General features: G+C 40.0%; 21 protein-coding genes and 1 pseudogene. 6 read left to right on the top strand and 16 right to left on the bottom strand.

Annotated elements, in window-relative coordinates; all coding sequences use genetic code 11:
- Positions 1–98: 98 nt before the first annotated feature.
- Positions 99–665: a TetR/AcrR family transcriptional regulator gene (locus NIE88_RS01785; protein WP_253058041.1), complete on the top strand. Its 567-nt coding sequence runs from the start codon at positions 99–101 to the stop codon at positions 663–665.
- Positions 666–814: 149 nt separating this feature from the next.
- Here the strand turns inward: NIE88_RS01785 and NIE88_RS01780 are convergent.
- A pseudogene (locus NIE88_RS01780) lies at positions 815–1078 on the bottom strand (malate:quinone oxidoreductase); the annotation flags it as partial.
- 256 nt (positions 1079–1334) lie between these two features.
- Here NIE88_RS01780 and NIE88_RS01775 point away from each other — a divergent pair.
- Complete coding sequence (locus NIE88_RS01775) at positions 1335–1937, top strand: TetR/AcrR family transcriptional regulator (RefSeq protein WP_253058039.1); 603 nt, start codon at positions 1335–1337, stop codon at positions 1935–1937.
- Complete coding sequence (locus NIE88_RS01770; protein ID WP_253058037.1) at positions 1934–2503, top strand: NAD(P)H-dependent oxidoreductase; 570 nt, start codon at positions 1934–1936, stop codon at positions 2501–2503. The genes NIE88_RS01775 and NIE88_RS01770 overlap by 4 nt, the downstream gene beginning before the upstream one ends.
- Before the next feature lie 88 nt (positions 2504–2591).
- On the opposite strand, the gene NIE88_RS01765 is transcribed toward NIE88_RS01770, so the two are convergent.
- The 6 genes from NIE88_RS01765 to NIE88_RS01740 form a co-directional block, all read right to left on the bottom strand.
- Complete coding sequence (locus NIE88_RS01765; protein ID WP_253058035.1) at positions 2592–3296, bottom strand: 4'-phosphopantetheinyl transferase family protein; 705 nt, start codon at positions 3294–3296, stop codon at positions 2592–2594.
- Positions 3247–6900 carry an SDR family NAD(P)-dependent oxidoreductase gene (locus tag NIE88_RS01760; protein ID WP_253058033.1) on the bottom strand — a complete coding sequence of 1218 codons (3654 nt, stop codon included), beginning with the start codon at positions 6898–6900 and terminating at the stop codon, positions 3247–3249. The genes NIE88_RS01765 and NIE88_RS01760 overlap by 50 nt, the downstream gene beginning before the upstream one ends.
- 1 nt (position 6901) lies before the next feature.
- Complete coding sequence (locus tag NIE88_RS01755; RefSeq protein WP_253058031.1) at positions 6902–7966, bottom strand: ACP S-malonyltransferase; 1065 nt, start codon at positions 7964–7966, stop codon at positions 6902–6904.
- Entirely contained in the window at positions 7950–9149 is a 1200-nt protein-coding gene (locus tag NIE88_RS01750) for an aminotransferase class I/II-fold pyridoxal phosphate-dependent enzyme (RefSeq protein ID WP_253058029.1), read from the bottom strand. The genes NIE88_RS01755 and NIE88_RS01750 overlap by 17 nt, the downstream gene beginning before the upstream one ends.
- A complete protein-coding gene (locus NIE88_RS01745; protein ID WP_253058028.1) occupies positions 9146–11704 on the bottom strand; it encodes a beta-ketoacyl synthase N-terminal-like domain-containing protein in 2559 nt (852 codons plus the stop codon). The genes NIE88_RS01750 and NIE88_RS01745 overlap by 4 nt, the downstream gene beginning before the upstream one ends.
- A gap of 718 nt (positions 11705–12422) precedes the next feature.
- Positions 12423–12899, bottom strand: coding sequence for a GyrI-like domain-containing protein (locus tag NIE88_RS01740; protein WP_253058026.1), 477 nt, complete (start codon positions 12897–12899; stop codon positions 12423–12425).
- Between the two features lie 85 nt (positions 12900–12984).
- Between NIE88_RS01740 and NIE88_RS01735 the strand changes: the two genes are divergently transcribed.
- Positions 12985–13941, top strand: coding sequence for a helix-turn-helix transcriptional regulator (locus tag NIE88_RS01735; protein WP_253058024.1), 957 nt, complete (start codon positions 12985–12987; stop codon positions 13939–13941).
- A 150-nt stretch (positions 13942–14091) separates the two neighbouring features.
- On the opposite strand, the gene NIE88_RS01730 is transcribed toward NIE88_RS01735, so the two are convergent.
- The 4 genes from NIE88_RS01730 to NIE88_RS01715 all read right to left on the bottom strand — a co-directional run bounded on the left by NIE88_RS01730 (position 14092) and on the right by NIE88_RS01715 (position 17765).
- Positions 14092–14781 carry a L,D-transpeptidase family protein gene (locus NIE88_RS01730; protein WP_253058022.1) on the bottom strand — a complete coding sequence of 230 codons (690 nt, stop codon included), beginning with the start codon at positions 14779–14781 and terminating at the stop codon, positions 14092–14094.
- Positions 14782–15061: 280 nt separating this feature from the next.
- Positions 15062–15778, bottom strand: coding sequence for a DUF3307 domain-containing protein (locus NIE88_RS01725; protein ID WP_253058020.1), 717 nt, complete (start codon positions 15776–15778; stop codon positions 15062–15064).
- Entirely contained in the window at positions 15771–16460 is a 690-nt protein-coding gene (locus tag NIE88_RS01720; protein ID WP_253058018.1) for a SatD family protein, read from the bottom strand. The genes NIE88_RS01725 and NIE88_RS01720 overlap by 8 nt, the downstream gene beginning before the upstream one ends.
- A gap of 354 nt (positions 16461–16814) precedes the next feature.
- Entirely contained in the window at positions 16815–17765 is a 951-nt protein-coding gene (locus NIE88_RS01715) for an MBL fold metallo-hydrolase (RefSeq protein WP_253058016.1), read from the bottom strand.
- Between the two features lie 223 nt (positions 17766–17988).
- On the opposite strand from NIE88_RS01715, the gene NIE88_RS01710 reads away from it, so the two are divergent.
- Together NIE88_RS01710 and NIE88_RS01705 are read left to right on the top strand one after the other, a co-directional pair.
- Positions 17989–19590, top strand: a complete 1602-nt coding sequence (locus NIE88_RS01710) for a spore germination protein (RefSeq protein WP_253058014.1) — start codon at positions 17989–17991, stop codon at positions 19588–19590.
- 4 nt (positions 19591–19594) lie between these two features.
- Complete coding sequence (locus NIE88_RS01705; RefSeq protein ID WP_253058012.1) at positions 19595–20779, top strand: Ger(x)C family spore germination protein; 1185 nt, start codon at positions 19595–19597, stop codon at positions 20777–20779.
- Between the two features lie 174 nt (positions 20780–20953).
- On the opposite strand, the gene NIE88_RS01700 is transcribed toward NIE88_RS01705, so the two are convergent.
- From NIE88_RS01700 to NIE88_RS01680, 5 genes are all read right to left on the bottom strand, one after another.
- Positions 20954–22054: a GerAB/ArcD/ProY family transporter gene (locus tag NIE88_RS01700; protein WP_253058010.1), complete on the bottom strand. Its 1101-nt coding sequence runs from the start codon at positions 22052–22054 to the stop codon at positions 20954–20956.
- A gap of 434 nt (positions 22055–22488) precedes the next feature.
- Positions 22489–23568: a GntR family transcriptional regulator gene (locus NIE88_RS01695; protein WP_253058009.1), complete on the bottom strand. Its 1080-nt coding sequence runs from the start codon at positions 23566–23568 to the stop codon at positions 22489–22491.
- A 301-nt stretch (positions 23569–23869) separates the two neighbouring features.
- Positions 23870–24583 (bottom strand): transaldolase, encoded by a 714-nt coding sequence (locus NIE88_RS01690; protein WP_253058007.1) that lies wholly within the window; start codon positions 24581–24583, stop codon positions 23870–23872.
- A gap of 56 nt (positions 24584–24639) precedes the next feature.
- On the bottom strand, positions 24640–24933 hold the full coding sequence (locus NIE88_RS01685) for a PTS sugar transporter subunit IIB (RefSeq protein ID WP_253058005.1): 294 nt from the start codon (positions 24931–24933) through the stop codon (positions 24640–24642).
- Positions 24934–24952: 19 nt separating this feature from the next.
- Complete coding sequence (locus NIE88_RS01680) at positions 24953–26335, bottom strand: PTS galactitol transporter subunit IIC (protein ID WP_253058003.1); 1383 nt, start codon at positions 26333–26335, stop codon at positions 24953–24955.
- Positions 26336–26358: the final 23 nt, after the last annotated feature.

Genomic DNA, 26358 nt, shown 5'->3' with positions numbered 1-26358 from the left:
GTAATGACCATAAACAGTTTTCGTCTGACTGTTTACTAATCAACAATTTAACAATAAGCGTCGCAAAAATAATTAATTATAGATGGGAGGCTAATAAAATGTATAAAAAAATAAGAAAAACAGATGATCCTCGCGTTCAACGCTCGAAACGGATGTTTAAAGATGCACTCATTTCGTTAATCGAGGAATACCCTGATCGAAGCAAACTGACCGTTCAAAATATTGCTGATCGTGCAGAGCTTAATCGTGCGACTTTCTATTTGCATTATCACGACGTCAAAGACCTCATGCAGCAGATGATCGATGAAATGCTTTCTGAACTGCGCAGTTTGCTTAAACCAAAAGATGAACAAGCAAAGGAATCTTTTTCCGGGAGAACGCGTCTAATCACTTTTATCGACTATTTCTATAAAAATGCATCCTTCTATAACATAATGCTTGAAAATAAGGCATTCCGTCGAAAAGTTTTCAGTGTCATTCTGGATATCGTCATGTACTGGGAGCCTCGAAGAACAACTAGAAATCCGCACCCGCTGCCTAACGAGATCATCGCATCCTCAACGCTGGGCATCATTTCTTGGTGGCTCGAAGAAGGAACGCCTTACAGCCCCAACTACTTAGCTAATCTGATTATTCAGCTGTTCGAGCACGGCAACAATCATTAATTGCGAAAAAGAAGAGGGGGTGCTCCCACGTTGCAAGCGCAACATGGAACATCCCCTCTTTTTATTTTAAATTTTCATTGGATTTTGATTGAACGGCAAACGGCCCGAACAGCAAGTTTTGTTTCCCATCAATATAGCGCGTGTCAAGGTCGCGACAGCTGAAACTTTTCATTAATCTTGACCGCTTTTGTTCCATTCGATTTTTCAAGCGTATAGTTCAACTCGCGCAGTGCCGAGTGACCCGTCCCCGCATTATTTTATTCGTTCGAGCCCTCTTTTCCCGGACCGCTGAGTTTCTCAAACACACTGATCTTCCATTCAGGCGCGAGTTCTTTCAATAAAGATGCCAGTGTTGCACTCATGATCCCGGCACCGATTAACATCACGTCGGTTTTCTTTTGCATCTTTAGAATAACAACCTTTCTCAGACTCTGTCATTGCTTTAATTGGGTAAACGATTAATCGTTTAATTGTAGGTCAATCCCGTATTTTTGTAATCTAAATTGCCTGTAGAGATCGACGAAATCCAACAATCCCTCAAAAGTTGTTAAAATGATACATTAAAGAAAAATTGGATCAAAAATTATGTAATCACTGTTTACATTGCCGTTCCGCTGTGGTAAATTATATATGTAATCACCGTTAACATTAATGAGAAAGGAACGAGAAATGCAAAACACTGAAAAAACTTACCATCACAAGAATTTAAAACAAAAAATACTGAACTATACGATGTCGGAACTCAACCACAACTCTTTTCTAAATATTTCCTTAAGATCCATTTCAAAGAAATGTGACGTGTCTGCCGGAGCTATTTATAGACACTTTAATGACAAATCTGATTTGTTTCAAGAAGTCATTAAATGCATTTCGCAGAATCTGGCCATGTATTTACGCAAAGATATTGAGACAGGCCTTTCAAGTAAAGAGCAATTAAATCAAATGGGGCTCAATTTTATCATGTATGCATGTGAGCACAAAAATCATTTTCAGCTTCTTTTTGAAAGTGAGTACTCAATCAATGTATCTGAAAACAAGGTGAATAAAGGTTATTTGAGCGATTTTCCGGCTCTGATTGAATTTGAAAAAATCATTAATGACCTGATTTCTGAAGAACAGCTTCACACCAATATTTATGATCTGTTCGTCCAGATTTGGAGCTTTATTTTCGGATATACACTTCTCGTTGTCAATAATGACATTAGCTTCACAGAGCAGGATATTAAAAAAATGATTGAAACAATTCTGATTGGAAATGGGGCAAAATCATGAAAACGTTGATTATCATCGCTCATCCCTACAAAAAAAGCTTTAATTTCGCCATTCTGGACGCACTGGAAAAATCACTGAGCAAGAAAAAAAAGACCTACGAAATCATCGACCTCTACGAAGATCGATTCAATCCTGTCTATACCGAAGAAGAGCTGTCTCTATTTTCAAGCGGTCAGACAACAGACGAGCTTGTCACGTATTATCAGTCTCTTTTAAAGAACTCTGCCGAGTTAATCGTTGTCTCACCAATCTGGTGGAATGATTTGCCCGCAATTCTTAAAGGATTTTTCGATAAGGTGATGAAATATAAGTTTGCTTATCATGATACAAAAACCGGAATTAAAGGACATTTGTCAATGATTTCACAGGCAACCATCATCACCACTTCAAAATCCCCAACCTGGTATCTTAAATGGTTTGCCGGGAACGCGGTCAAAAAAGTATTCATTAAGGCAACTCTAAAACAGCTTGGCATTCGTCACGCACAATGGATTAATTTTGGCAACATTAAGAACGCGACTCTTGAACAAAGGAAGCAATTTCTCGCAAATCTCAAGGAAAAATAAGGTGCTCATGAATTTAAAGAGCGGCGGTTGAAACATTTATGTATGTTCCAACCGCCGTTCTTTAATCAGATTCCGCTTACCGCCATATTTAACGGATAAATTTACCTAAGCACAGATAATTAGGTTCATGCCATTCATAGGTTAACTGAAGTGGGCGGGCGAATTCTTTTTCACAATAGGAATCAGGAAGAGTAACGCTCAGCTGATCTTCTTTTTCAAAAATGGCTGAAATCTGTTTTGGGCTGTAATGAAATCCTTCACCAAATAATTTGACAATCGTTTCTTTAAGGCTCCACAATAATGTAATTCTTTGATTCAACGGCATATTACGGTCCAGATACTTCAGTCCTGCCAATTCCGGATCATTGAAACAGTAATTAGTAAAATGTTTATCCATTGAGACAAATTTTCTCTCAATGTCAATCGCTACCGGTTTTCTTGAGAGGAAAATGCCGGTAAAAGCTCCGCAATGCGAGATTGAAATGGTTCTGGGCAGCCGGACTCCCTCATAATAAAGGCAGGGGGCACCGGACACTTCATTAACAATTTCAATACTTTCCGGACGATATTGATCACCAAGCATCTTTTTCGCCATGAGCCTTGACCAGAGCACGTTTACTTTTTTGACTGGATTCAGCAATCTGTTAATTTTTTTCCATTCTCTATCTGAAATTAACAGACGATTGCTTAACATCAGCTGTTCCAAGCATACGGGGATCTGGCCAAAATAAAGCTGATCCTCCTTATCGCTCAACAGCGTAGCTCTCTTGACGATTCGTCCTTGTAAGATCATGGTCAGAGTCGCTCCTATTAATGATGGCAAGTGTCATTTTCGGTACATCCATCACAATCATACCTTCTTGATCATACACTTTCGCAGCATACATGACGTGCCGATCCACCTGATCCAACTTATTCACGATCGCACGGACACGTTCGCCAACAAGCAGCTTTCGATAAAAAGTCGCTGCATTAATACATGTAGGCACGATGGTGCATCCGTTATTGTGATATTCATTCATCAGCATTAATCGACCAATATTATCAATCGTTACCGGCGAAATAAAGGTATCGGTTGCATTTTTAAATAGAGCACCCTCGTCCATGATCTCAATCTCACCGTACACGCGGTCATTGCCAAGTAATTGTGCTTTACGTATTGTCCTGAAGTGTTCGCCGAACCGAATTGTGTCATCGGTTTGTTGATAATAAGTGTTTAAATCAACCGTCACGCCTTCAGATCGCTCAGTCAGAGCATCGGCACTCATCTCACGTCGAATTAGCGCTTTTTCAATAAAGAGAAACTCACCAGACGAATGCACCCTGTTCTTCTGTAGGACAATACCGTCTTTATTAACGAAATCCGAAGAAACCGAGACGTTCATAATCATTTGCCGAGGGCTCTTTGATTTGATCATTGCCTTTAATTTCAGCACTAATGGCCGATCTTCAAAACATTTGACGAATTGTCTGAAATCAAAATTGGAAATTTTCCATAAAGAGAACTGTCTGCATTCCTGAAAGGCTAAAACAAGATCCGTCAGTTCTGCGGCACTTTCTAAATGCAGCACACCTGCAAGGACCGGAACGTGCCTGACCACATGTTCTTTTAGAAATCGGTCACTCTTGCTTGCCACCTCTTTTTCCGCATCGTATTCCGTTTTACTGATTTCAGTAAAGCGATCAATGAGCGGATGACGGACCTGATCGATAACGACTCCTGAATCGGTCACGGTTTGCGCTAACTGCGACAATTGCTCATTATAAAAGTCTAACTGTCCGAGCGGCATATTCTTAGCCCCCAACTGATCGAAATACAGCAGCTCCGAACAATCTGAGCCATAAAATAATTCCTGTACGAAGATGCTCGCCCCTTCTTCCGGAGAAAGATAGCTGAGGCCACGATCTTCCTGTTGTACACGTTTAACATCCTCTGTCGCCGCCATACCTACTTTATCCCATGCCGGCCATCCGATCACTTTTGCGTAAACGCCCTTCTCAAGGGACAGCTTCTTTGAGTACTTCACAATCAAGTCAGCACCGGCCGAATAGTCGACTTGTCCATCCATACCAAACCGGCCGCTGATTGATCCCATACTGATAACGAATTCTGTCTGGTCATTGATAAAATAACGTTCCAGTAAAAACAGCGAATCCGCCTTAACCTCAACCACCTTTCTCGCCAGTTCTTCATTTTTGTGCGGTACTTTTCCGAAGGACGGCAGCCCCGCTCCATTAATAATTCCTTTAATATGGATATTTTTCTGCTGCAAGACTGCTTTCAAATGAACGCAGTCCTGCTGGCTGGTTACGTCACAATGTCTATAGATAACTTTTTTACCCTTCTTGTTCAATTGTTCGATATTGCGAAACAGCATGCGCGCGTTGGCCATTTGATGATAGGCGTCCGTCAGCTCAAGCAGCGTTTTGTCATGATGCTTCTGTTTCTCATTGACTAAATAGGTATTTTTATAATCGGCAAACGCCTCGTCGGTCATCGTCATCCACTCTTCATCCCCGGATGGCAGATGTGTTCTGCCGACAATAACTAGACCGCAATTTGTTTTTTCTTGCAACGCAAGAGCGCAGACGCGTGTGATTCCTCTTCCGCCGCCGGTGACCAGAACATAGTCATCGGGACCCAATGTGAACCGTGGACGGATATTTGAGAGTTCATTCCGAATACTGAATATAGCTTTTCGTTTCGTTCGCTTATATCCGATTTCAACAAATGTCCCAAAGGAATGAAATTCAGCGAGAAGGTAGGGATCATAACCGAAATCTTCAGGATGTTCGACATCAATCACCTTGCATGCCTTTATTTTATTTCTCAGCTCTTTTTCCAGTCCTTTTAGAAATCCGCTTGTGACCGCCCCCAAAGGATCGATGGATTCTTGCCTCTCGACACCAAAATAACCACCAATATTTGTTACCGCGTAATATGCGCCACCTGCTTCAAGTGCCTCGTAGCAAACTTTTGCCGAGTAGAACAGTCCGTTATAAATTCGGTCGACAGCCTCCTGCCATTCTGAGAAGTCAAATGATTCGTTTTGGCTGCGTACCGCCTGCAGATTAATGATACAGTTAAAAGGTCCTGTCTCCTGATTCATTTCCTCAATTTTCTTTTTCAATTGATCGGAATTACTAAAAGCAACGTTAGACTCATTTAATTCTTTTGCCGTTTGTAAACTCAGCAATTGGTTAACTAAGTCACCAAAAAACAGACGAGAATCTTTGTTTGTTATTAAAAGTATCTTTTGTCTCTCTAAGTCAATCGTTTCATTCTCAGAATCCATCGACTGCGCAAGTGTTGCCGCCATAAAACGTTTCATTGTATTAACCGATTGCTTCAAACCGGCTGTCGATGCTTTTTTTTTTACTTGTTCAAGAATGTCTTTTATTGTGTGAAAAGATCCCTGAACGCTGCTTGAGCTTGGCTGACCCTCGAATTCGTTCTGAACCTTCGCAAAAATTTCCGCCTGTTTGACTGAGTCAATTCCTAAATCAGCCTCCAGATCCGCATCCAAATCCAATATTTCTGCCGGATACCCTGTTTGCTCACTGATGATTGCTTTGACTCTTTGCTCCGCATCATTCGGTGAAATGTTCAATTCCGGTGCGGGCGCATCCGTCAATTGCTGCTCAGCCGGTTCGTCAACCATCGGCTCCTCTTTTGTTGTATAAAAAGCATGAACGATCATCGCTATTGAGTTCAATTCCGTTCCTTGCAGTTCTGTTCGATCAATTCCCAGTTTGCTGCTAAGTGAACTCATAATTTCCGCCTGTTTAACCGAATCAATGCCAAGATCCGCTTCTAAATCTGCTTCTTCATCCAAAATTTCCGCAGGATAGCCGGTCTGTTCCTCGATAACATGTTTCACCAGCAATTTAAGCTCCTGCTCCGTTCCAAGCTGCCCGCTCTGAGCAGTTGATACAGTTGTTTCATGTTCGCTTACACCCTGTGTTGGCGTGCTTAATGCCTGTTCAAACCAGTCTATGAGATCATTTATACTGTCGATTTTCACGGAATCCGGTAACGAATGATGAAACAAATTCACCGCTCGATTCCTGATTTTTTCAATATCCTGATCATCCATATCCAGATCATTTGTAAAACTTTGACCCGGGGCCAGAACTTCCTGAGGATAACCGGTTGTCTCACGAACAATCTCAATCAGGCCTGCGTGCACACTCTGATCAATGATGGCTGCCGGAGATTTTTCATTGAACGCATCGTTAAGTGTTGTATTGAATCGCTCAAAATATTCAGCTTCCAGCGCTTTTACAACATTCGTTGATAAGCCAAGCGCACTCACTTGACCCTTGCATTCGGCAACAATTTCAGGAGGATAGCCAGTGCGATCACTAATAAAATGAATGACTGCTTGTTTTTCCATATTAAATTCCCTCACTTGTATTAAGATTCAGAGCTGCTAAACAACCTTTAAAGGTAAGATTTGGATCCGCTTTTTTGGCATTCGATGCCAAGACAATGATATCTTTATTCAGCTTCGTGTCATTTTTTATTAACTTAGTAAGGATCGTTCCCGCGCCAAGTTCAATAAAGATATTGGCGTCATATAAATGGATTAATTGCTCAATACAGCTGTAAAAGCTGAAGGGCTGGAGCAACTGCATCGCCAGCAGCTGCGGCAGTTGTTGATAGTCTTCCGCACGATAGAATCGATTTAATATGGTTGAATAGACGGGAATGACACTCTTGCCGAAGGACAAGTGATCCAGCTGTGCTTTAAACGGATCGTATATTTCTTTAAGAAGCTCAGAATGAAACGCAAACGGTATCGGCAGTATAAAGCATTTCAAGTCATTTTCCATACAATATTGGTTTAACAAGCCAATACATTCGCTTCTTCCTGAAACAACAATCTGGCTGCTGTTATTAATAATACTCAAGGAGCAGCTTCCTTCATTTGCCCATACAAAGTCAAGAATCCTCTCGTCGTCCGGGCTTGTTTTTATCGAAATCATATTTCCCCGAGCACGTTTGTCCATTTTCTTTAATAAGGAAGCGCGAATACAGCAGATCTCAAAGCCGGTGTCAAAGGTGATGGAGCTACCGGCCGCGAGTGCCGAAATCTCTCCCAGGCTGTGCCCAATTAGGTAATTGGGCTTGTGGCCCGACTCTTTATATGCTTCATACATGGCTACATTGACTGTATAAATTGACGTTTGCATCACGAGCGGATCATCCAACTCGCCTGATTCCCAATAATCGCTTAATTTCTCACCAAACTTTTCCTTATATAATACATCTGCACGCCGAACAACGGATTGGAACGCTTCATTTTGGAAGCCTTTGAACATACCATGGTATTGGGAGCCGTGACCCGGAAACATAACGACAAGCTTCTTGGCAATGAAATGAGGCGTACGTTTATAAATCCCGTTGCTTGCCAGCCATTGATCACTGCTTATCTGTTTGTTTTTAATGAATGAGTTCATATTTTTTACCCACTTTTTCAAACTTTTTCAACGCAAAATCAATTTCGTCATCCGTTAACGCCGCCGTTATGGTAGCTCTCAGTCTGCTCTCATTCATCGGGACGGCAGGGTACATTGCCGTGGCGATATAAACGCCCTCAGCCAACAGCTCTTTGGTCATTTTCATATTGATCTCATCGCTACCCACATAGATCGGAACCACAGGCGAAGAGCTGTTCATTGTGTCAAAGCCTAGATGAATCATTCCTTTTCGAAAACGAATGGTATTTCTCCAGAGCTTCTCAACACGCCACTGTTCGGTTTCTAGAAGATCGAAAGCCTTCAGGGTTCCCGCAACAATCGCAGGTGGAAGGCTGGCATTGAAAATGTACTGGTTCGCATAATGCTTGATGTATGTCGCCGTTTTTCGATCCGTCGCAATACATCCGCCGACATTCGCCAGTGATTTGCTGAATGTAATCATGCGCATATGGACATCCTGTTCCACGCCAAGCAATTCACTTACACCGCGTCCCTTCTTTCCGATAAAACCGAATGAATGGGCCTCGTCGACAAGAATGCTTGCACCGTACTTCTTGGATAACTCATTAATCGTTCGAAGCGGTGCTAAATCGCCATCCATTGAATAAACGCCTTCAACAATGATTATTTTTTTATTAAAACTCGCATTTTTCTCAAGAATATATTCAAGCTTTTGCATATCGTTATGTCTGAAAATACGAACTTGCGCCCCCGACAGCTTGATGCCGTCCACAATGCTCATATGATTTAACTGATCGGTCACGACCAAGGTATCTCTGTCGGCCACCGCCGATATGGCAGCCACATTAGTCAAATAGCCGGCGCTTAAGATAACGGCATCTTCCGTGCCAAAATAATCGGCGCATCGTTGTTCCAGCTGCCTGTGGAGGATGGTCGTTCCATTGTGCAGCCGAGCTCCGCAGGTTCCGCTTCCGTACAGATCGGTCGCTTGCTTCAGTGCTTGCTTGATTTCCTCATTCGTCGCTAAGCCAAGGTAATTATTCGAGGTCAGCATCACCACTTGATGATCGCCCAATTTCGCGCTACCGCTCTGTGCCGACGCAAAGCTCGGTTCAAAGACATAGTTTCCCGTTCTTTTCCCTTCCATAATCGGAAAAGTTTCGTTATCAATCTTCTCTTTCAGACCAGCTGAAATCATCATCCTTGATCCCTCAAATCTGCAATAATTTTTTGCTTCCGGTCTAAATCCTCGACTCCATTGGCAACGATCGCATAGTTGGCTTCATGCGACCATTTCGTGGAAAACTGCCTCGCTTGAATCTCGGTTATCAATTTTTCCCAATCACTCGCTTTAAAATAATAGCAATCCAATGAATCTTCCTTTTTCAGTTTATTGATACTCATTGTAAAGTCAGTAAAGACTTTTGATTGGCTGATCTGAGTGTGGCTGCCTTCTTTTTTCAGGCATTGCAGCAGTTTAAATGCTTCGGTCGCTCCTAAATAATTGCATGGGAAATCATCTGCATCGGCATAAGGAGCCAGCGAGAGTTCGGGCTGGGAGACAAAACCAAGCTTCCGATCATTCGGAGTGACGTCTTCCATTCTTTTAATGGCGAAAAAGCAAGCGCCGTTTCTTAATGTTTCTTTATTCCTGCCAGTGAGCTGACAATATAATTTCTGATACTCCGGTAAATCGTTATAGTTGACACCGCCGACTAAAATCATTTCATTTTCACAATTTTTCAGGCTGATCAGCCCCTGTCGCAATGCTGTCAGAAATGAAGTTTCACCGGAATCATAGACTGCATTGCCCCCTCGTATATCTAGGCTGTTGGAAATTCTGCCCGCAACAATATTGTCCATAAATCCGGGAAGACTGTCCTCACTTAACGGTTCGAATAGGCTCTTGAAATGCTGCTCAATTTCATTCAGGGTTTCTGTGGATACGTTTCTTAAAGAGTTCAGATGACGCAAAATATGCCGATATTCCGCACTGCGGATTCTCAGGTCATACTCAGAAGCCTTTTTCAGGCTCAGAGTACTTCCCACATAAAGGCCGATTTTATTACGATCCACACCTTCAAGATCAGCCATATGTAAAGCTTCGTCCGCTGCGATCAAACCAAACTGCTGTGCTTGGTCAATTTTTTGAACGACCTTTGGTGGAATTTTATAGTTTATAAATGGAAATACATACGGATTACGTTGATGATTTTGATGATCAGCATCCCATTCATCAGCATTTTCAAAATGGTCATCTATCGCACCATAGCCCACAATTGCATACTTTTGGTCGAATGGTTCACTGCTCTGGTCAACTCCGCCCGTAGCAAGATTTCTATGATATTCCTCATGAAATGACTCAACAAGCAAATTCGCATTGATTCCGCCAAACCCAAACGCATTCACAAAAGCTCGTTTGGGACGGTCATCGCGGCTTTGCCATGCAACAGCTTTGTCATTGACCGTCAGCGTGACTGTTCCGGCTTCATTGCTATACGCTGTTCCCGCTTCGACATGATGTGTCGGTGGGACCGTCTGATGCTCGAAGCCTTGCAGTATCTTAAACAGATTAGCCATCCCCGCTGCCGAAAATGAATGGCCGATTTGTGATTTAATTGAACCGATTTTAATTTCAAAATGTTTTTTTTTCGATTCTTCACATAACCTAAGAATCGAGTTGATTTCAACCTTATCGCCGACCGGGGTCCCTGTGGCATGCATTTCAACATAATCAATCGTGGATATATCCACCCCTGCCCTGTCCAGTGATTTCTTCATTGCCCGATACTGGCCCTCACTGCTCGGAGCATAAATTGACTGACCCTTTCCGTCACTTGATACACCCGTACCTCTGATCACACCATAAATGATGTTCCCATCATTCAGGGCATCGTCGAGTCTTTTTATAAGGATTGTTCCTGATCCTTCTCCGGGAATCAGTCCGTTCGCATTTGCGCTGAGCGGCTTAGGCATTGTTTCAGACAGAGCACCAATCTTTGAGAAAGCCACATTTCCGGTAACTCCCATGTTTCCCAACACACCGGTGACCACGCAGCATTCCATCTGACGATCATGAATTAATTTAACGGCTTCGTCTACAGCTAATGCACTGCTCGAACACGCACCGTCCACAATAAATGCATGGCGGCTGATATTGAGAAGATCTCTGACTTTTTCAGCAAGTGTCGATGGAAAAATTGTCTTTATATCCTTATAGTTTTGATCAAAATCAAATTTTATTTTTCGATCAAACTCATCCTTTATGGTCTGCCATTCGCCACCGCCCACATTTAAAACGCTTTTTACCATATCTAAGAATTCATTTCTTTTTTCATAGAGCATGTAATTTGAAAAATTAATGTCGCCAAGCATGTTGCCAACCACCATACCCATTGAGGAACAATGCTCCTTTAAGAAATGACCGGAAGACAAAGCCGATAGTGTGGAATACATCATCATTTTCTGAGTCTTATTCAGTCTAAGGTAATCAGCAGTACGTATTTCATATTTTTTTAATAAATCCACAGGAACCGATTGTTCTTTAATAAATCCGCTTTTCTTGCAATATGTTTGATCTTCGGCATGTTTATCCGGATTATAGTACTTATCCGAGCTCCAAATTTCATCAGGAACCTGATTAATCCCTTCGCTGCCTTTAATAATGTTTGACCAGAAGCTCTCGTTATCCACTGAATCATATGGGTACAGAAGTCCATAGCCGACAATTGCTATTGGTTCAAATCCCTTATTCATTTTCTACCTCCTTGTTAAGTAGACAGTGTTCACTTTGCCACGCAGTCATCTTCTCTTGAACGCTCAAAGTATAAACCGATCATGTTTTCGCTGTCTACATTATTTACAAACTATTAAAATAACTTTACGCAACCATTACATAACTTAAGACAGCCGTTGACTGATAACCTGAAAAAGGCTCAGGACTTATGAAGGTTGACAGATGGAGGAAAAGCAGATATAAATCATGGTCTATATCGTGACGAGAACGTTGAACAAGCTAATTCTCAACTTTTGACTTGAAATGAATGATTCATGGGGCAACATTCGTTTGTGACAAAACTGCGACTTATACAGATTCTAATGGACCATTCGCAATTCCCCAACACAGGCACTCATTTTATTTATTATTCATTGAATAAAGAAGATACGAGTCCAAATGAAATTTAATAAAAAATAACAATTTAACAACATAGTCTGCCGAGGATTCATCATTATCTGATAGTGGCATTCAGCAAGAGAAATAACCTTTTAAATACAGTATATGGCCTCCAAAAATTTTGGCTGTCTCATTAGGTGTAATTGTTATGTCAGGCTGACAACTAAAGGAAGCTGTGTGTCAAGCCTATAAGAGGTAACCGCTGAGCAGTATTTAAGCAAAAAAGACTGAGTTCCACGATTTAGGATTCAGTCTTCCTCATAACAGATTGGCCGGAAACTTCTTTGTCAGTCCTTCATATTACTTTCGAACAATTGGGATCCAAATCTCGCCATTGACTTTTCCATCAGTTTCGCCCGTTTGCACAGAAGCGTTCGGACCCCCAACATAAGCAAAATCAGTGGCATTGGCCAGAACCTCACTAAAAGCAGCGGCTTCCAATTGGCCAAATAATTGTCCCGGATTGTCAGCCGAACCGGCAATGACGAGATAGTCACCTGAAGGAAATTGAATCGTGCGAGAATCCTTGTCGTCGGGCAGTTCTGCGCTGCTTTGCACACCGGAATAATAGTGCATCTCACCATTAACGGCTTCATTGACCGCAAATTCCAAATCGTTCTCAGCCAAGTGCTTTAATTGATCCCATCGGCCGTCCTCGATGACCTTCTGCCACCAAGCGGCTTTAGCTGCGGGAATTTGCGCGTAATCATCGGGCATCTTTGTACCATAAGCAATCACCGTGAATGCTTCTTTTGTTTGAATCTCGTAATCAGACATGTTTTATTTCTCCTTTTATTTGATATACTTAGTGTAACGCTTAACTATGTCAAAAAATGATACCTTTTAAAAAGGAATTAAAGTAATGAAAAGAACAGAACGATTAAATACAATGATGCGTTATATGAATAATCGGCAATTCTTTACCATCAGCGAACTGATGCGCGAGTTTACTATTTCCCGTTCAACGGCAATTCGTGATGTGCACGATATTGAAGCATTAGGAATGCCCCTCGTAGCTGAAGTCGGACGTGATGGTGGTTATTCGATTATGTCAAACCAGTTATTACCGGCTGTGCAATTTACCAATGACGAACTTAAAGCATTGTTCATTGCTTTTCTGGGGACGGCGAATCAGCAACTACCCTATCTGCAAAATCGTAAAACGTTAAGTGAAAAGCTGCTCGCCATTGCCTCAACCGGTCAACAAGACGAATTAATTGAATTAAAGCACTTGCTGCAATTTCAAAATACCAATCCAAACAATCCTGACTTGCTGGAATTAGCCGACTTTCCCACACCAATGCTTAAAACGGTACTCGAACTCGCACTAAAGAGTCGTTATCTCATCTTTGATTACCAAAAGCCGCACGCTGAGCCGATAATACGACACGTATACCTGCTTCATTTTTTCAATCGCAATGCCAATTGGTACGCAGTAACCTTTGATTTCATGCGTCAAGCGCAGCGGATATTTCGTGTTGACCGTATTCAGGCTGCACGTATCGATAATCAACAGCCGATGTCACAGGAACAACTCACTGCGCTATTGAAAGAAAGTTGTCCTGAACCTAATTTGATTGTTACGTTAGGCAGGAGTGCAATTAATAAGTTCAAACAAATCCACCCGCCAACGCTTAGTTTGCACTATTTAGATGCTTTTCAGCAAGCTGCACGATTTTCAGACTTTGTTGATGAACACAATGAGGAACGATTAACTTTTTACGCTGAGTGGTTGTTGTTTTTAGGCGATGAATTAAACGTTGTGATGATGCCCGATGAGTTGCGGAACATGATTCGAAAAAAGCTGGCCAAGTGGTGAGGTCCACAATACAGGTTAAATCAGTATATTTTGATCGGATTGAAAAAAACAGTCCAACAGGTGATCTATACTGAGAATCTCCGGAAAAGGACTGTTGATCTTGATCGAGTAAAAGCTTATGTATGCCCGCGAATTTTCAACGAGCTGGCCCTAAAATTTCTTAATTTGACGCTCACTCGTAACATTCAGAATAAAAGCGCCCGGGGCCAGCATCTTGAGCAGCCGAATCATTTGGTTTTGCGGCAAGGACACGCATCCGGCGGTATAACTGCCATTAGAGACATGGACGAAAAATCCTGATCCTGCCCCAGGAGTTCGAGCATTATTATAATTGATGACCATTGCGTACTTGTACTGGACAGGATAGTCGGCTAGATGCTCACTTGGTTTATTGAAGTGGTTCCCTTCCTGCCATGTATTATAATGCGGATCATTGCTATCTTCTACCCACCAGGACTTAGGTGTAATTTTTCTAAATGGAAGCTTTGTTCCAGGATTGCTCTTACCAAATGCAAATCCTAACGAATAAGCGCCATAGGGTGTACTCATCGACCCTTCATGAGCTTGCCCCACTCCGTATTTGCCAACGAAACCATTTGTCTCCAAAGATTTCCCCCACGTATCTCCATTCTTTATCCAAAGTGTTATATGGGCGTGAATACCATCCGCGACAACTGTTACAATTTGATTGGTTTGTTTAGCTAGATTCGTTTCTGCAATGGGCGGTTGACTCTGAATATTTGTCAATTGGGATTCTGACTTTGATGATTTCGCTTTCACTCCAGCCCTTTTAGGCACTTCTGTTTTCGTTTTATCAACACTATTTTCTGCTCTATCCACACTACGTCCCTCACTATCTGAATGACTGACCTTTTCTTTCGTGTATCCGATGGTTAGCGGCACCACATCTATATTAAACTTTATATCAATTACTTTATGATCCATCCGCTGTCTAAATATATATAAGGAAATAGTCTAATAAGCAAACCACAAAACAGTATAAACTAGAAAAATAACAAGATCTTCGGCAGGTACATGAGAGGAAATTTTCTAGTATGGCGGAGGATCTTTTTTATAATAGGAGAATGCAGGCATCATCTTTTTTCAATTAGCTAGGACCCTATATAAAGATGAAATAGGCGCCAATTGCATACAATGTACTAAATAGAGAACCAATAAGATAATACTCGGCAAATGCTTTGTCCTCTGATATTTTGTTATATCTCGCTACAGATTTAGCTGTCAGAACAAGTCCGATTGCCGAATATTGACCAACGCTAATTAATAATAGAATAATTATTCTTTCAAGAGTCCCGATTAGTGCTCCGGCTTTAATTTGGTTGTAGGAAACGCTCTCTTCATGATCAGGCTTATACTTTGCCAGCAGCTGCTTTATTGTAACATTCGCAGGTTTGATCGCGATTAACAAGAGACCAATCCATGTAAGTAAATGATCCGGATTTATTGTGATTTTTGATAGAAAAGTGTTGAATGGCGGCAACAATTCTAATCTATAATCCAAATAAATAAGAATGGAAGCAACAATACTTATGAAACCAAGATAGATTAATTGTTCTGTAACAAACAATGAGGCAGTCTGTCTCTTTTTACAAAGGTAGTTGACACTCTCAATCACAAAATGCAAGATAGACAAGAGAAATACTGATATGAGTAGCGGAGAGGAGTAAAAGGGAATTAAAAAAAATAAGGAAATCAGCAAATAAATAAAACTGTTACGCACTATATATGTATATTTCCCTGAGCGCCTGTCACTTTGGAAATAGAAAAAACCGAGTATATGTATGATTAGGAAAAAGCTAAAGAACAATTTAATCATCTTTCGTCTCCTGTATTTTTGACAAGATGTTTGTGACAGTGGTCAGCACATTCTGATAGGTATAAAAGTCAGCGTTTGACAAAGCTTTTTGAACATTAGACTGATGGATGCCAAGATGATTTGCCACATCACTTTGAGTCCCGCTGCATTTTAAATAGACATCGATAATCTCCCGCTGCCTATCGGTCCATTTAGCTTTTAGAACCGTAGTTAACGAAAAAACCGCATTAATGAGTTCGGATACGTCGGCGTTGTCCTCAATGTCAATTTTCATTGTAATCCTGGGTTCCTTCTTCTTTTTTTTCATCGACTTGAGCTCATCAATCATCTTCCTTGCGTTGTAATAAGCCGGTCCATCTGCTCCCAAGGGAATATCGAAATTAATAGGTGTTGTGATTTTCCCGACGCCTAGACCAAAACGAATTTCTGTTGGACGCATCGCCCGCTCAATTGTTTCAACGATTTCAAATGCATGATTTCCAATTTGAAGCAACCCTTGAAACTCATCGCCCAATGTGATCATGAATTTTGAAGCAATATCATTACGATACATTTCATTAATAGCATTCAATGTCGTTCTCAGTTGTTTTTGAACAGTTTGTCGATCGACAAGCTGTTTTGACGCAACAATATCACCAATAATAGCAACATAGGGTTTATAATCAAAAAAGAAAAAAGACATGGGAGACACCTCATAACCTATTCTACCTCATCACTTGGTACGCATCAATGAATTATGCGTGAATTAGCGCATAATCAATGAATACGCACCAAATAGTGCATATTTCTTTTTTATGTCCTGTTTCCTCCTCATGTTGTTTTATAAAAAGACGGCTGTGCCAAAGAACCACTACAATAACCGTGCCTTCGAATGACCGTGTTCCGTGGGCAATTCGGGAGCGCCTCGCCAATTTATCATTTACCTTTAAAACTATGTTAGATCGATTTTTGTGAACGAATTAGCGCTGCAAAGTAAAAATCAAAGTACTTTCTTAATCCCCAAAAATAAACTCATTAATAAACCGGTCAGGTTGTCTCAATTTCCCTTTTCCAGCAAGGATTTTATATTGTAATGAAAAATACTCGGTGCGCCATAGGACGCATAGTTTTTGGGTATTTCGATTTCATTTATGTTCTCAATGGTACCGCCATGCCGACCCCAATCTATGGCAATCTGTTTGATGGTGCGAAGATAATCAATCATGTTGTCTATATCTTTTGCCGTCCCAATCGTTCCATGACCGGAAACGATTTTTTTAATCTTTAGCTTTTTAACTTTTTTCAATAGCTCGATCCAATGATCCGCATTTCCCTGCCTGACATCGGCATGGTATCCGATGTGCATAAGATCAGCTAAGAATAGTATTTGCTCCTTTGGCAAATACAGAAATGAATCACTGATTGTATGTCCCCCGCCATAGGTAATAAACTCGGCCGACATTCTCACACCATTTAACGTGATTTTATTTTCAAAAGTAATCGTTGGTAATGTTAATTTAAACCTTTTCGTGTCCTTTATAATCATTGAATAGTCGCCAAGCAGGTATTCTAATTCCTGACGCTTTTCAGGACTTTTTTCTTGTTCCATTTCTTTCTTTGTTTGATCTAACAGTTCCGTATTATTCTTCTTAAATACGTCTATAAGTCTTGGCTGTTGAACAGCTATTTGTTCTCGCGTGAGTTTTGTGCTAATGATTGGTATCCCTTGAAAGACTTGATTCCCATTTACGTGATCAAAATGATAATGGCTATTCAGAACGACTGTTGCTGGTCGGCCCGTTAATTTTTTGGCAGCTATTCGTAAATCAGCTGCTGCTGTTGGTGTGGCAAATGCATCAAAAATAATCGTTTGTTCTCCCAGATCAATAATTCCTGCATTCGACCAAGAACCTGTTCCCGCTATAGAGAGTGCTGCCCAGACGCCATCATCAAGAGGAGTCAACGAAAAATATTTAGATTTAGGAATAAGTCCCGTTGGTGCAGTCAAATACAATCAACTCCTATAATTTTTCAAACTAATTCAAACGATAAATGAGAATCTAATAATTATTATCCAGTCTAACCGCCTACTTTTCACAAGCATTATTGCTTTCGAGAATAACGCAATTGATTAAAAGTTGTAGAATTTTCCTCTGTCAGTGATTAAAATAACATAAAAAAAAGCAAACGTGAAATACTAAATGAAACGGAACGCATAACAGGGTGAGAATATGTTTAAACGCATGATTCAATTTAGAAAGAAACAAACAACCAATCACAAAGCTGAATCAAAATCTACGTCTAACTCAGTAAAAAGCGAAAAGCTGAGCAAATCATTAAGCGTGAATATAAAACAATTAAAAACCACATTTGGGGAAAGCGAAGACGTTGTTTTCAGGGAGTTTTATTTTGGTGTTTCCAAACAAACAAAAGCGCTTGTTTGTTTTATCGATGGTCTTGGTGATAAAAAGCTTATTTTAGAAAGCATTGTAAAATCATTAATGGTAGACATTCATATTATTGACCAGCAAGTAACAGTGGTTAAAAAAAATGGTCCATTTCATGATCTTTCCAAACATGTCCTATCAGTCACCGATGCAAAAACAATTGATACATTTGATGAGACAGTGAAAAACATTCTTGCCGGTAATGCTTGTCTGCTTATCGACGGAAATAATAACGGATTTGCTATTGATGTAAAGGGCGGAGAAAAACGAAACGTCGAAGCAGCAAAAAATGAAACAGTTATTCGAGGCCCTCAGGAAGCCTTTGTTGAAACACTGAGAACGAATACCTCATTATTACGAAGGATCATTAAAAATCCCAATTTAATTTTTGAACATATTATACTGGGAAAACAGACTCATACGGACATCTCTATTGCGTTCATCAGAGGAATTGCTAATGATAAAATTGTTGAGGAAGTGAAACGTCGACTAAGTAAGATCAATATTGATGCCATTCTCGAATCTGGTTATGTTGAACAGCTCATTGAAGATCGGTCATTTACACCCTTTGCAACCGTTGGAAACAGTGAAAAACCAGATAAGGTAGCCGCAAAATTATTAGAAGGCAGAGTGGCAATCTTATGTGATGGAACTCCAGTTGTTCTTACGGTACCCTATATTTTTGCAGAAGCATTTCAGGTTCCAGATGACTATTATTCACGTATGTCCTATGGAAGCATTGTCCGTGCTAGCCGTTTTTTTGCATTTGCAGTAACTTTACTCCTTCCTGCCCTATTTGTTGCAATTACGACCTTTCATCAGGAAATGATTCCTACGGTACTTTTAATTAAGTTAACTGCCGCTCGAGAAGGAATACCTTTCCCTGCGTTAATCGAAACATTAATCAGTGAATTGATTTTTTTGCTCATTAGGGAATCGGGAATTAGAATGCCACGAGCGACAGGATCTGCGGTCACTATCGTTGGATCTTTAGTCATGGGCGACGCAGCGGTTTCAGCCGGGATTGTCGGAGCACCTATGGTCATCGTTACTTCGCTCTCAGGAATTACCGGACTTACTTTGCCTGCCATGTACAATGCGGTAATCGTTTTCAGATACTTATTTATTTTATTAGGAGGGATATTTGGATTATATGGAGTTACAATTGGGCTTCTATGCCTGTTGGCTCATATGTGTGCGCTAAGAAGCTTCGGCGTTCCATTTATGACTCCATTTGCTCCACTTTCTTTAAATGGGTTAAAAGACAGTATTTTAAGACTTCCATTGTGGTCAATGAACAGCAGACCAAAATTTATCACATGGAGAAAGTCAAATCGTCAGAGCCGTGCTCAGCGACCCAGTCCAACTCATAAGAAAGGAAAATGATTCTTTGACCTACAAAAAAATTACGCTTGTCTTAATTGTTTTTCTGTTTCTGATATCACTTACAGGCTGCTGGGATAAAGGAGAACTAAATGAATCGGCAATTGTAGTTGCAATGGGGATTGATAGAAATGAAAATAACGGAGATATTGATATGACTTTACAGTTCATCAGACCAGGTGCGCTCAATCAGCAGCAAGGAAGCAATGAATCACCCTATGATGTCATAAATGCTTCAGGAGAGAGTTTTTTAGAAACAGTAAAAAAAGCGAATGAAAAATTGGATAGGAAGCTATCGTTTGCACATCTAAAAACGATCATTATTGGAGAAAAGATGGCAAAAACAGGGGTCACTGAATTTACTGATTACTTATTAAGAACTTTTGAAATGAGGCAATCAACACTAATTGCCGTTACTCCCAATAACGTCAGTCAAGTACTTGCAGCCAAACATGGCATTGAGAATGTTCAGGCGACCTACATGGAAGGCATTGTTAAAACGCAGAAATCAATGTTCAACTCAAGTACAACTGATGTCCTTCATTTTATCAATAAAATGGAGACTAAGGGGCTGAATCCTGTTACTGGAGTCTTCACACTTCTTAATCAACAGGACATTTCATTCAATGACGAACCACAACGGAAGACCGGGCTGCTTTATTCCGGAACTGCTGTTTTTCGAGCAGATAAACTGGTTGGCTATCTCAATAGTCGGGAAACAAGAGGATTAAACTACATAATTAATGGAAAAAGTGGCGGATATGTTCTCGTGCCTTCCCCTAATGATAAAAGCAGTAAAGTGTCTATTGAGCTCTCAAAAATAAAAAACAAAATTACCCCCATTAGAATGAACGGCTCACTAACCTTTTGCATTCATGTTGAAGCTGAAGGAAATATAGCGGAGATTACTGATCGATCAGCTGTTTCCAAACAGGATGTTTTAAAAAAAATTAATCAAAAATTTACAGATTCCATAACAAAGGATATTCGATCAACAGTAAATAGATCACAGAAAAAGCTGAAAACGGATATATTGGGATTTGGCCGTGCTTATGAAAAAAGCTATCCGTCTGAATGGGACAAGGTAAAGGACCAATGGGCATCTTCATTTCCTACTGTACCCTTTAAAGTTAAAGTAAAAACAGAAATTAAAAAGACGGGCCTCCAAATCAATCCTTTAGGAACTAAATAGAAGGGTTTTCATGAAAAAGATTTAAATAATTTAACAAGGCCATAAAAACTGGCAAGAGCAACCAGTATGAATACATAACTCCAACACCCTATGGCAAGGATTGCCTGCCCTGTACCCCACCCTGTCAATTCATGGATGAACCGCTGAATAATCATTGCTATTACAACCTTTCTATTAGCGCTTTCCATTGCTTTTCATATAAGATTTTTTTAACCAATATATAATTAAAAGCAGCAGAGGTACAGCATTATATAGTGGAACAAACTGCTGCCATGCCTGATGCAGCAGATATTGAACGTGAAATGAATAATTCGGTTCGTATATCCCTGAATACCACAGAATAAAAATACTTATAGGAATGGTCAACCATCGGTAGTCACTCATTTTAACAAGACTTGTTAAAATCATTGAGGCAGACAGTATATGGATAATGGTCATGTAAAATCCTTCAATAAAAATCAATATAATTCCGAGTCCATCAAGATTTGTAATAAAATCGCCAATATTGATCATTTTAATGACTTCAAGAATTGGAATGGTTGCTCTTGAGGCAACGCCAAGGCCAAGTGTTGAAACAATGATCGCTTGTGTGAGCGCGAGAAGGAGAGCCGAAAGAATAACGGCTAAAAAAGTAATCTTTCGCACTGATTTTTGAGATGTTGAAAAATGCCAAAACTGCATGAAGACAAAGATGAGCCCAAAAGGAAAATTAACAATGAGCGGATAAGATGCCTTTAATATAGGCCCGGGCCCGTTTCCCATAATCGGGATTAATTGACTAAAATCAGCATTACCGGAAACAATGATTAAAATATAAGCAAGGATAATGAAAAACAAAACTGAAGGGAGCATAATTTCTGTTAACCGCGCAAGCGTTTCAATACCCATTGATGAAATATAAAGGATTGTCAACAAAAAAAGTACCTTAACCATGAATGAAGGTGTGTTCTGTAAAAAGGTCATATTAAGAAGATCAGAAAATTCGCTGATATTTCGTGTTGAATTAAAAACATCGACCAGAGCAAAAAGTAAAATTAATGGATAACCTATTATTTTCCCCAATAGTTTAGATATAATTCCCGTTATATTATCTTCGGGAAAGTTTTTCTGAAGTTCCGTGAAAACCCATATGAGCAAGCACCCAGGGAGCATTGAAAATAAAATGGCAAGCCATGCATCCCGGCCAGCCTCTATCCCCAATACCCATAATTGTGTGCTTCCTATTTGTTCCATCATAACTAAGACAAACAATTGATGTTTACTGATCTTTTCCATTTTAAAACCTCAATAGATTACTCCGTTTAAGATAAGTATGCTCCTTTTTGATTTTATATATTCAGTACATGATGGGAGGGAAGCCTGATAAAAAAATCACACAGAAACAGATCCTGATTTGAAAATATTCAGGTCAGGGCACATCTTTAAGATCGCATTGCCCCATCCCGGGCATAGGAGATAAAAGAGAGGGAGATAAAAACTGATACTTCGTTTCCAGAAGGTTAATGATACAAACACAGATAAGTCTTTGAAAGATCAAAGAAAATGATTACTAACTAAGGGTTATTGGTAAGATTGGTTCTTCTAACAAAGTTTCATAAAATTTGATCATAAAAAAACTGGAAAAACCAAAATTAAACCTCTGCATTCATTCATCAGTGATTTAAAAATAGTTTTCTACCTGTTTTTCGTTGTTGTAACCCGCGTACCATTCAGCCAATTGTTTTCACAGATTCTCTTTCAATAATTTTGGGCTCATAAATCTTTGAAGAAACTGAACGTTTAGCAATTAAATCAATAATCATTCTGCCTGCATCATAACCCATTTTTTCCTGCGGATGGCGGACTGTTGTAATACTTGGCGTACTAAAAACAGAAAACTGATAATCATCTACTCCAATTACAGATATATCATCCGGAACTTTTAATCCAATCTCATTAATAAAATTAATCACTTGGATTGCAAGTTGATCGTTATAACACACAATCGCTGTAGGTTTAAAATGAGATTCCCTGAGTATGGTATGAATTTTTTTAAAGACATCCACTTTATTCTCTTCAGTTTGATACATCATAATCTCACTCAAGTTAATTATTTCCGAATGCTCCTGATAAGCATTAATATATCCATTCATACGATGAACGCCTTGAACATCGTCCACCTTAAAAATACCGACAATTTTTTTATGCCCGCGTTCTATTAGATAATTTGTAATCATTTTCCCGACCTTCTCATCATCCATGATCAGATAAGGAAAATCCAGACTTTTATACGTAGCATTAATAAACATCATTGGAATTCCCAATTCTTTAAAATTATCATAGGTATTCTTATTTGCATTATTTAGAGCACTTTGAGTAGGTTCGATAATCAGTCCGCATAAATCATTGGAGAGAAGATTGGTCAAGCTTTTTCTTTCTTTATCAGGATTATTCTGAGTATTTGCTATTAATATTGAATACCCAAAATTTGATACATAATTATCGATACCGGCAATAATATTTGGAAAAATGTAATCAGCAATATGCGTCGTAATCAAGCCAATTGTTTTGTTTTTAATTGGTAATTTCGGTTTGGATTTCCAATCGTTTACAAACATTCCCCGACCCTGAATACGATAAATATAATTTTCATTTTCCAATTCCCCAATTGCGTGTCGAACAGTAAAGCGGCTGACTTTATAAATATTCATTAATTCTGTTTCAGTTGGTATCTTCCCATTAATTGGATATTTTCCGGAAATAATCTGTTCACAGATATCTTGTTTAATAAACTCATATTTTTTTATCATATCAACTTTATCCTTAAAAAAATTGAAAACCTTATAATATTATACCTCGCTTTAAGGGATTAACGCAATTTTCATATTGAAATTAAGTAAGATATCTCGTGTAGTGTTAATATGCTGTTATTGGCAGTCTAGAATTTCCCCCTCATTGCCTTTATTTTTTTTGATTTCATGAAAAAACTGGGGTATCACAGTTCAAAATCCTGTAATACCCCAGTTTTTCTAATAATCATCCCGAAAATTTTTTTGTGGCAACGAAGATTTTACGTCCTACCTTATAAAATCTTTGTTGTCGGCATTGTTGTCATGCCAAAATGGAAAAACCCAGTTTTTCAATATCTTTGTTGAATCCGATAACCGTCTCCAGAGAAAGCTGCTCAAGGGATTTGCCCACTCCTTTGAGCTTGTCAATCACGCCTGGAGGACACGTAATGATGTCGACACCCAGCCGATCTGCCTCAAACACATTGAATACTTCCCGAGTACTTGCCCACAATAGATGCGCATTCTTTTTGGTTTGACAAATTTCCACTGCCTTTTTCATATACGGAATCGGGTCAACACCTGAATCGGCAATGCGTCCAGCAAACACAGAAACAATGTTCGCAACATCCGGATTGAGCGCTGCCACCGTCTCTTCTACCTGCTTAGTTGTAAAAATAGCGGTCACATTCAGAGAATAGCCCTTGTCTTCCAATTTTTTGATCAACGGAATTGAAGACTCACCTTTTGTGTTTGTAATGGGGATTTTGATAAACACGTTATTCCCCAAGGCATGAATTTTTTCTGCCTCCTTTTCCATCGTTTCAAAGTCATCGGCAAAGACTTCAAAGGACAGCGGCAGATCAGGGATCGCCTTAACCACTTTTTCCGCAAAGGCGACGTAATCTGTGACCCCGGCTTTTTTCATCAGGCTGGGATTGGTTGTAAATCCGGATACAAAGCCTGTTTCATATGCTGCAAGCATGTCTTCAATGACTGCTCCATCTGCGTAGATCTTGACGTTTAATTCATTCAACTCATTACCCACCTTAATCACCCACTCTAAGAAAATTGTAAATAAAACAGATCAGTTTATTGAGCAAGTTCTAATGTCTGAGCAATTTTTTTAATAAGCTCATCTGCACCGATGTTGGTTAAGAAGGGAAGGCCGTTTAGAACAGGAACGCCAATGTCATTTGTGTATTGAGCGGTGGTAATGACCAAGTCATAACCTTCCGCCAATGAAGCAACCTGTGCAATAGACGTTTGATCAATTTTATACTGGTCCGGCGCAATACCAAGTGATTTCAGGCCTTCATCAACTTTATTTACAGCAATTGTACTTGTTACAACACCTGCACCGCAGGCAACTAATATTTTTTTCATCTTAATGAACCTCCTTAAATTATTGTTTTACCTGATTTTCTTCCTCAATGATTTTTTTGCGGTTCCATAAAAGCAGTGGAATAATAATCGCAAGTCCAACAAGGTATGCAATCCATTTATTATGAGCAATTTGAATAAAGAACCACGGAAACGGATTAGAACCGTAATCAATACTTGATATCAGCGACGAACCCTTGGGAATCGGGAATTTGGCTGCCCTCGCAGCACTTGTTATAAGCGGCGCTAGTGCCGTACCAATCCAAAGACCAATGATTACATTGATTGCTCCAATGATAAAAGATCTGAAGAAATCGCCGTGAACAACTGAAACAATTAATGGGAACATAAATACAAAACCAACAAGACCAATCGTTGGTAAGAACTGATTTCCCGGTAATATGAAGGAGAAAATAATGGCCACCGGAATCATTAATGTAGCACAGGCCAAAACAACCGGATTACCGATACCGACGGCGGTATCAAGACCAATATAAATTTTTCGATTGGTCGCGAATTTCATTTGAGTCAATTTTTGAATGGCACCGGAGACGGGTACAACCCCCTGTAACAACAATGCCGCCATCTTCGGTGTAATGACCATGACTGCTGAAATTGTAACTGCGACCAGCAGCATCTTCCCGATTTTGTCGGTCAGCGACAAACCGGGTACGGGTAAATAGGCCAGTCCGCCAATAACGAGTCCGATTACAAACCCAAGTAATGTTGGTTCTCCCCAATCGCCAAACTTTTTGTTAAAGTCTTCCGCATTCAAGTGAATTTTACGAATTCCCGGAGTACGTTCGAGAATCCAATTCAGAGCAATTGCAATTGGTACAAATGACCCGGCATAGCCATGTGGTATCGATATTCCGGGCAGTGCTAAATATTTTTCTGACAATGGAGCAGTCCGGTCGGCAATGACCATAATGACAATCATATTCACGCTTGCTAGGAAAAGACTTAATACTATATCTTGTGTCAATGCGTAGGCAAGTGAACCGCTAAAGGCAAAGTGCCAAAAATCCCAGATATCGACATCAATCGTTTGTGTTGTTTTGGACATAAGCATCAGTATGTTAATAAAAATTCCCAGTGGAATCATACTTACCCCCACTGCCGTACCATACGCGATCGCACTGGCAGATGGCCAACCGACATCAATGACGCGCAGATCCAGATGCAAGACATCGATCATATTCTTTATTGCGGGATTCATGACATTCGTTAATATGGCAACTGTCGCATTCAAGCCAATAAACCCGATACCGACCATCAGACCGCCGCGCAATGCCTTCGTAAATGGAACACGGACGCACAAACCAAAAATCAACATAACAATTGGAATCATTACGGTCGGTCCAAGATTAACAATATACATAATTGAATCAATAATCACGTGCATGCGTTTCATCTCCTATACATAAT

This window comes from Sporolactobacillus shoreicorticis (assembly GCF_024125445.1).
In the GTDB taxonomy this organism is placed as follows: domain Bacteria; phylum Bacillota; class Bacilli; order Bacillales; family Sporolactobacillaceae; genus Sporolactobacillus; species Sporolactobacillus shoreicorticis.
Note: the sequence above shows the minus strand (reverse complement) of the source record. Positions and strands in the feature narration are given on the sequence as shown.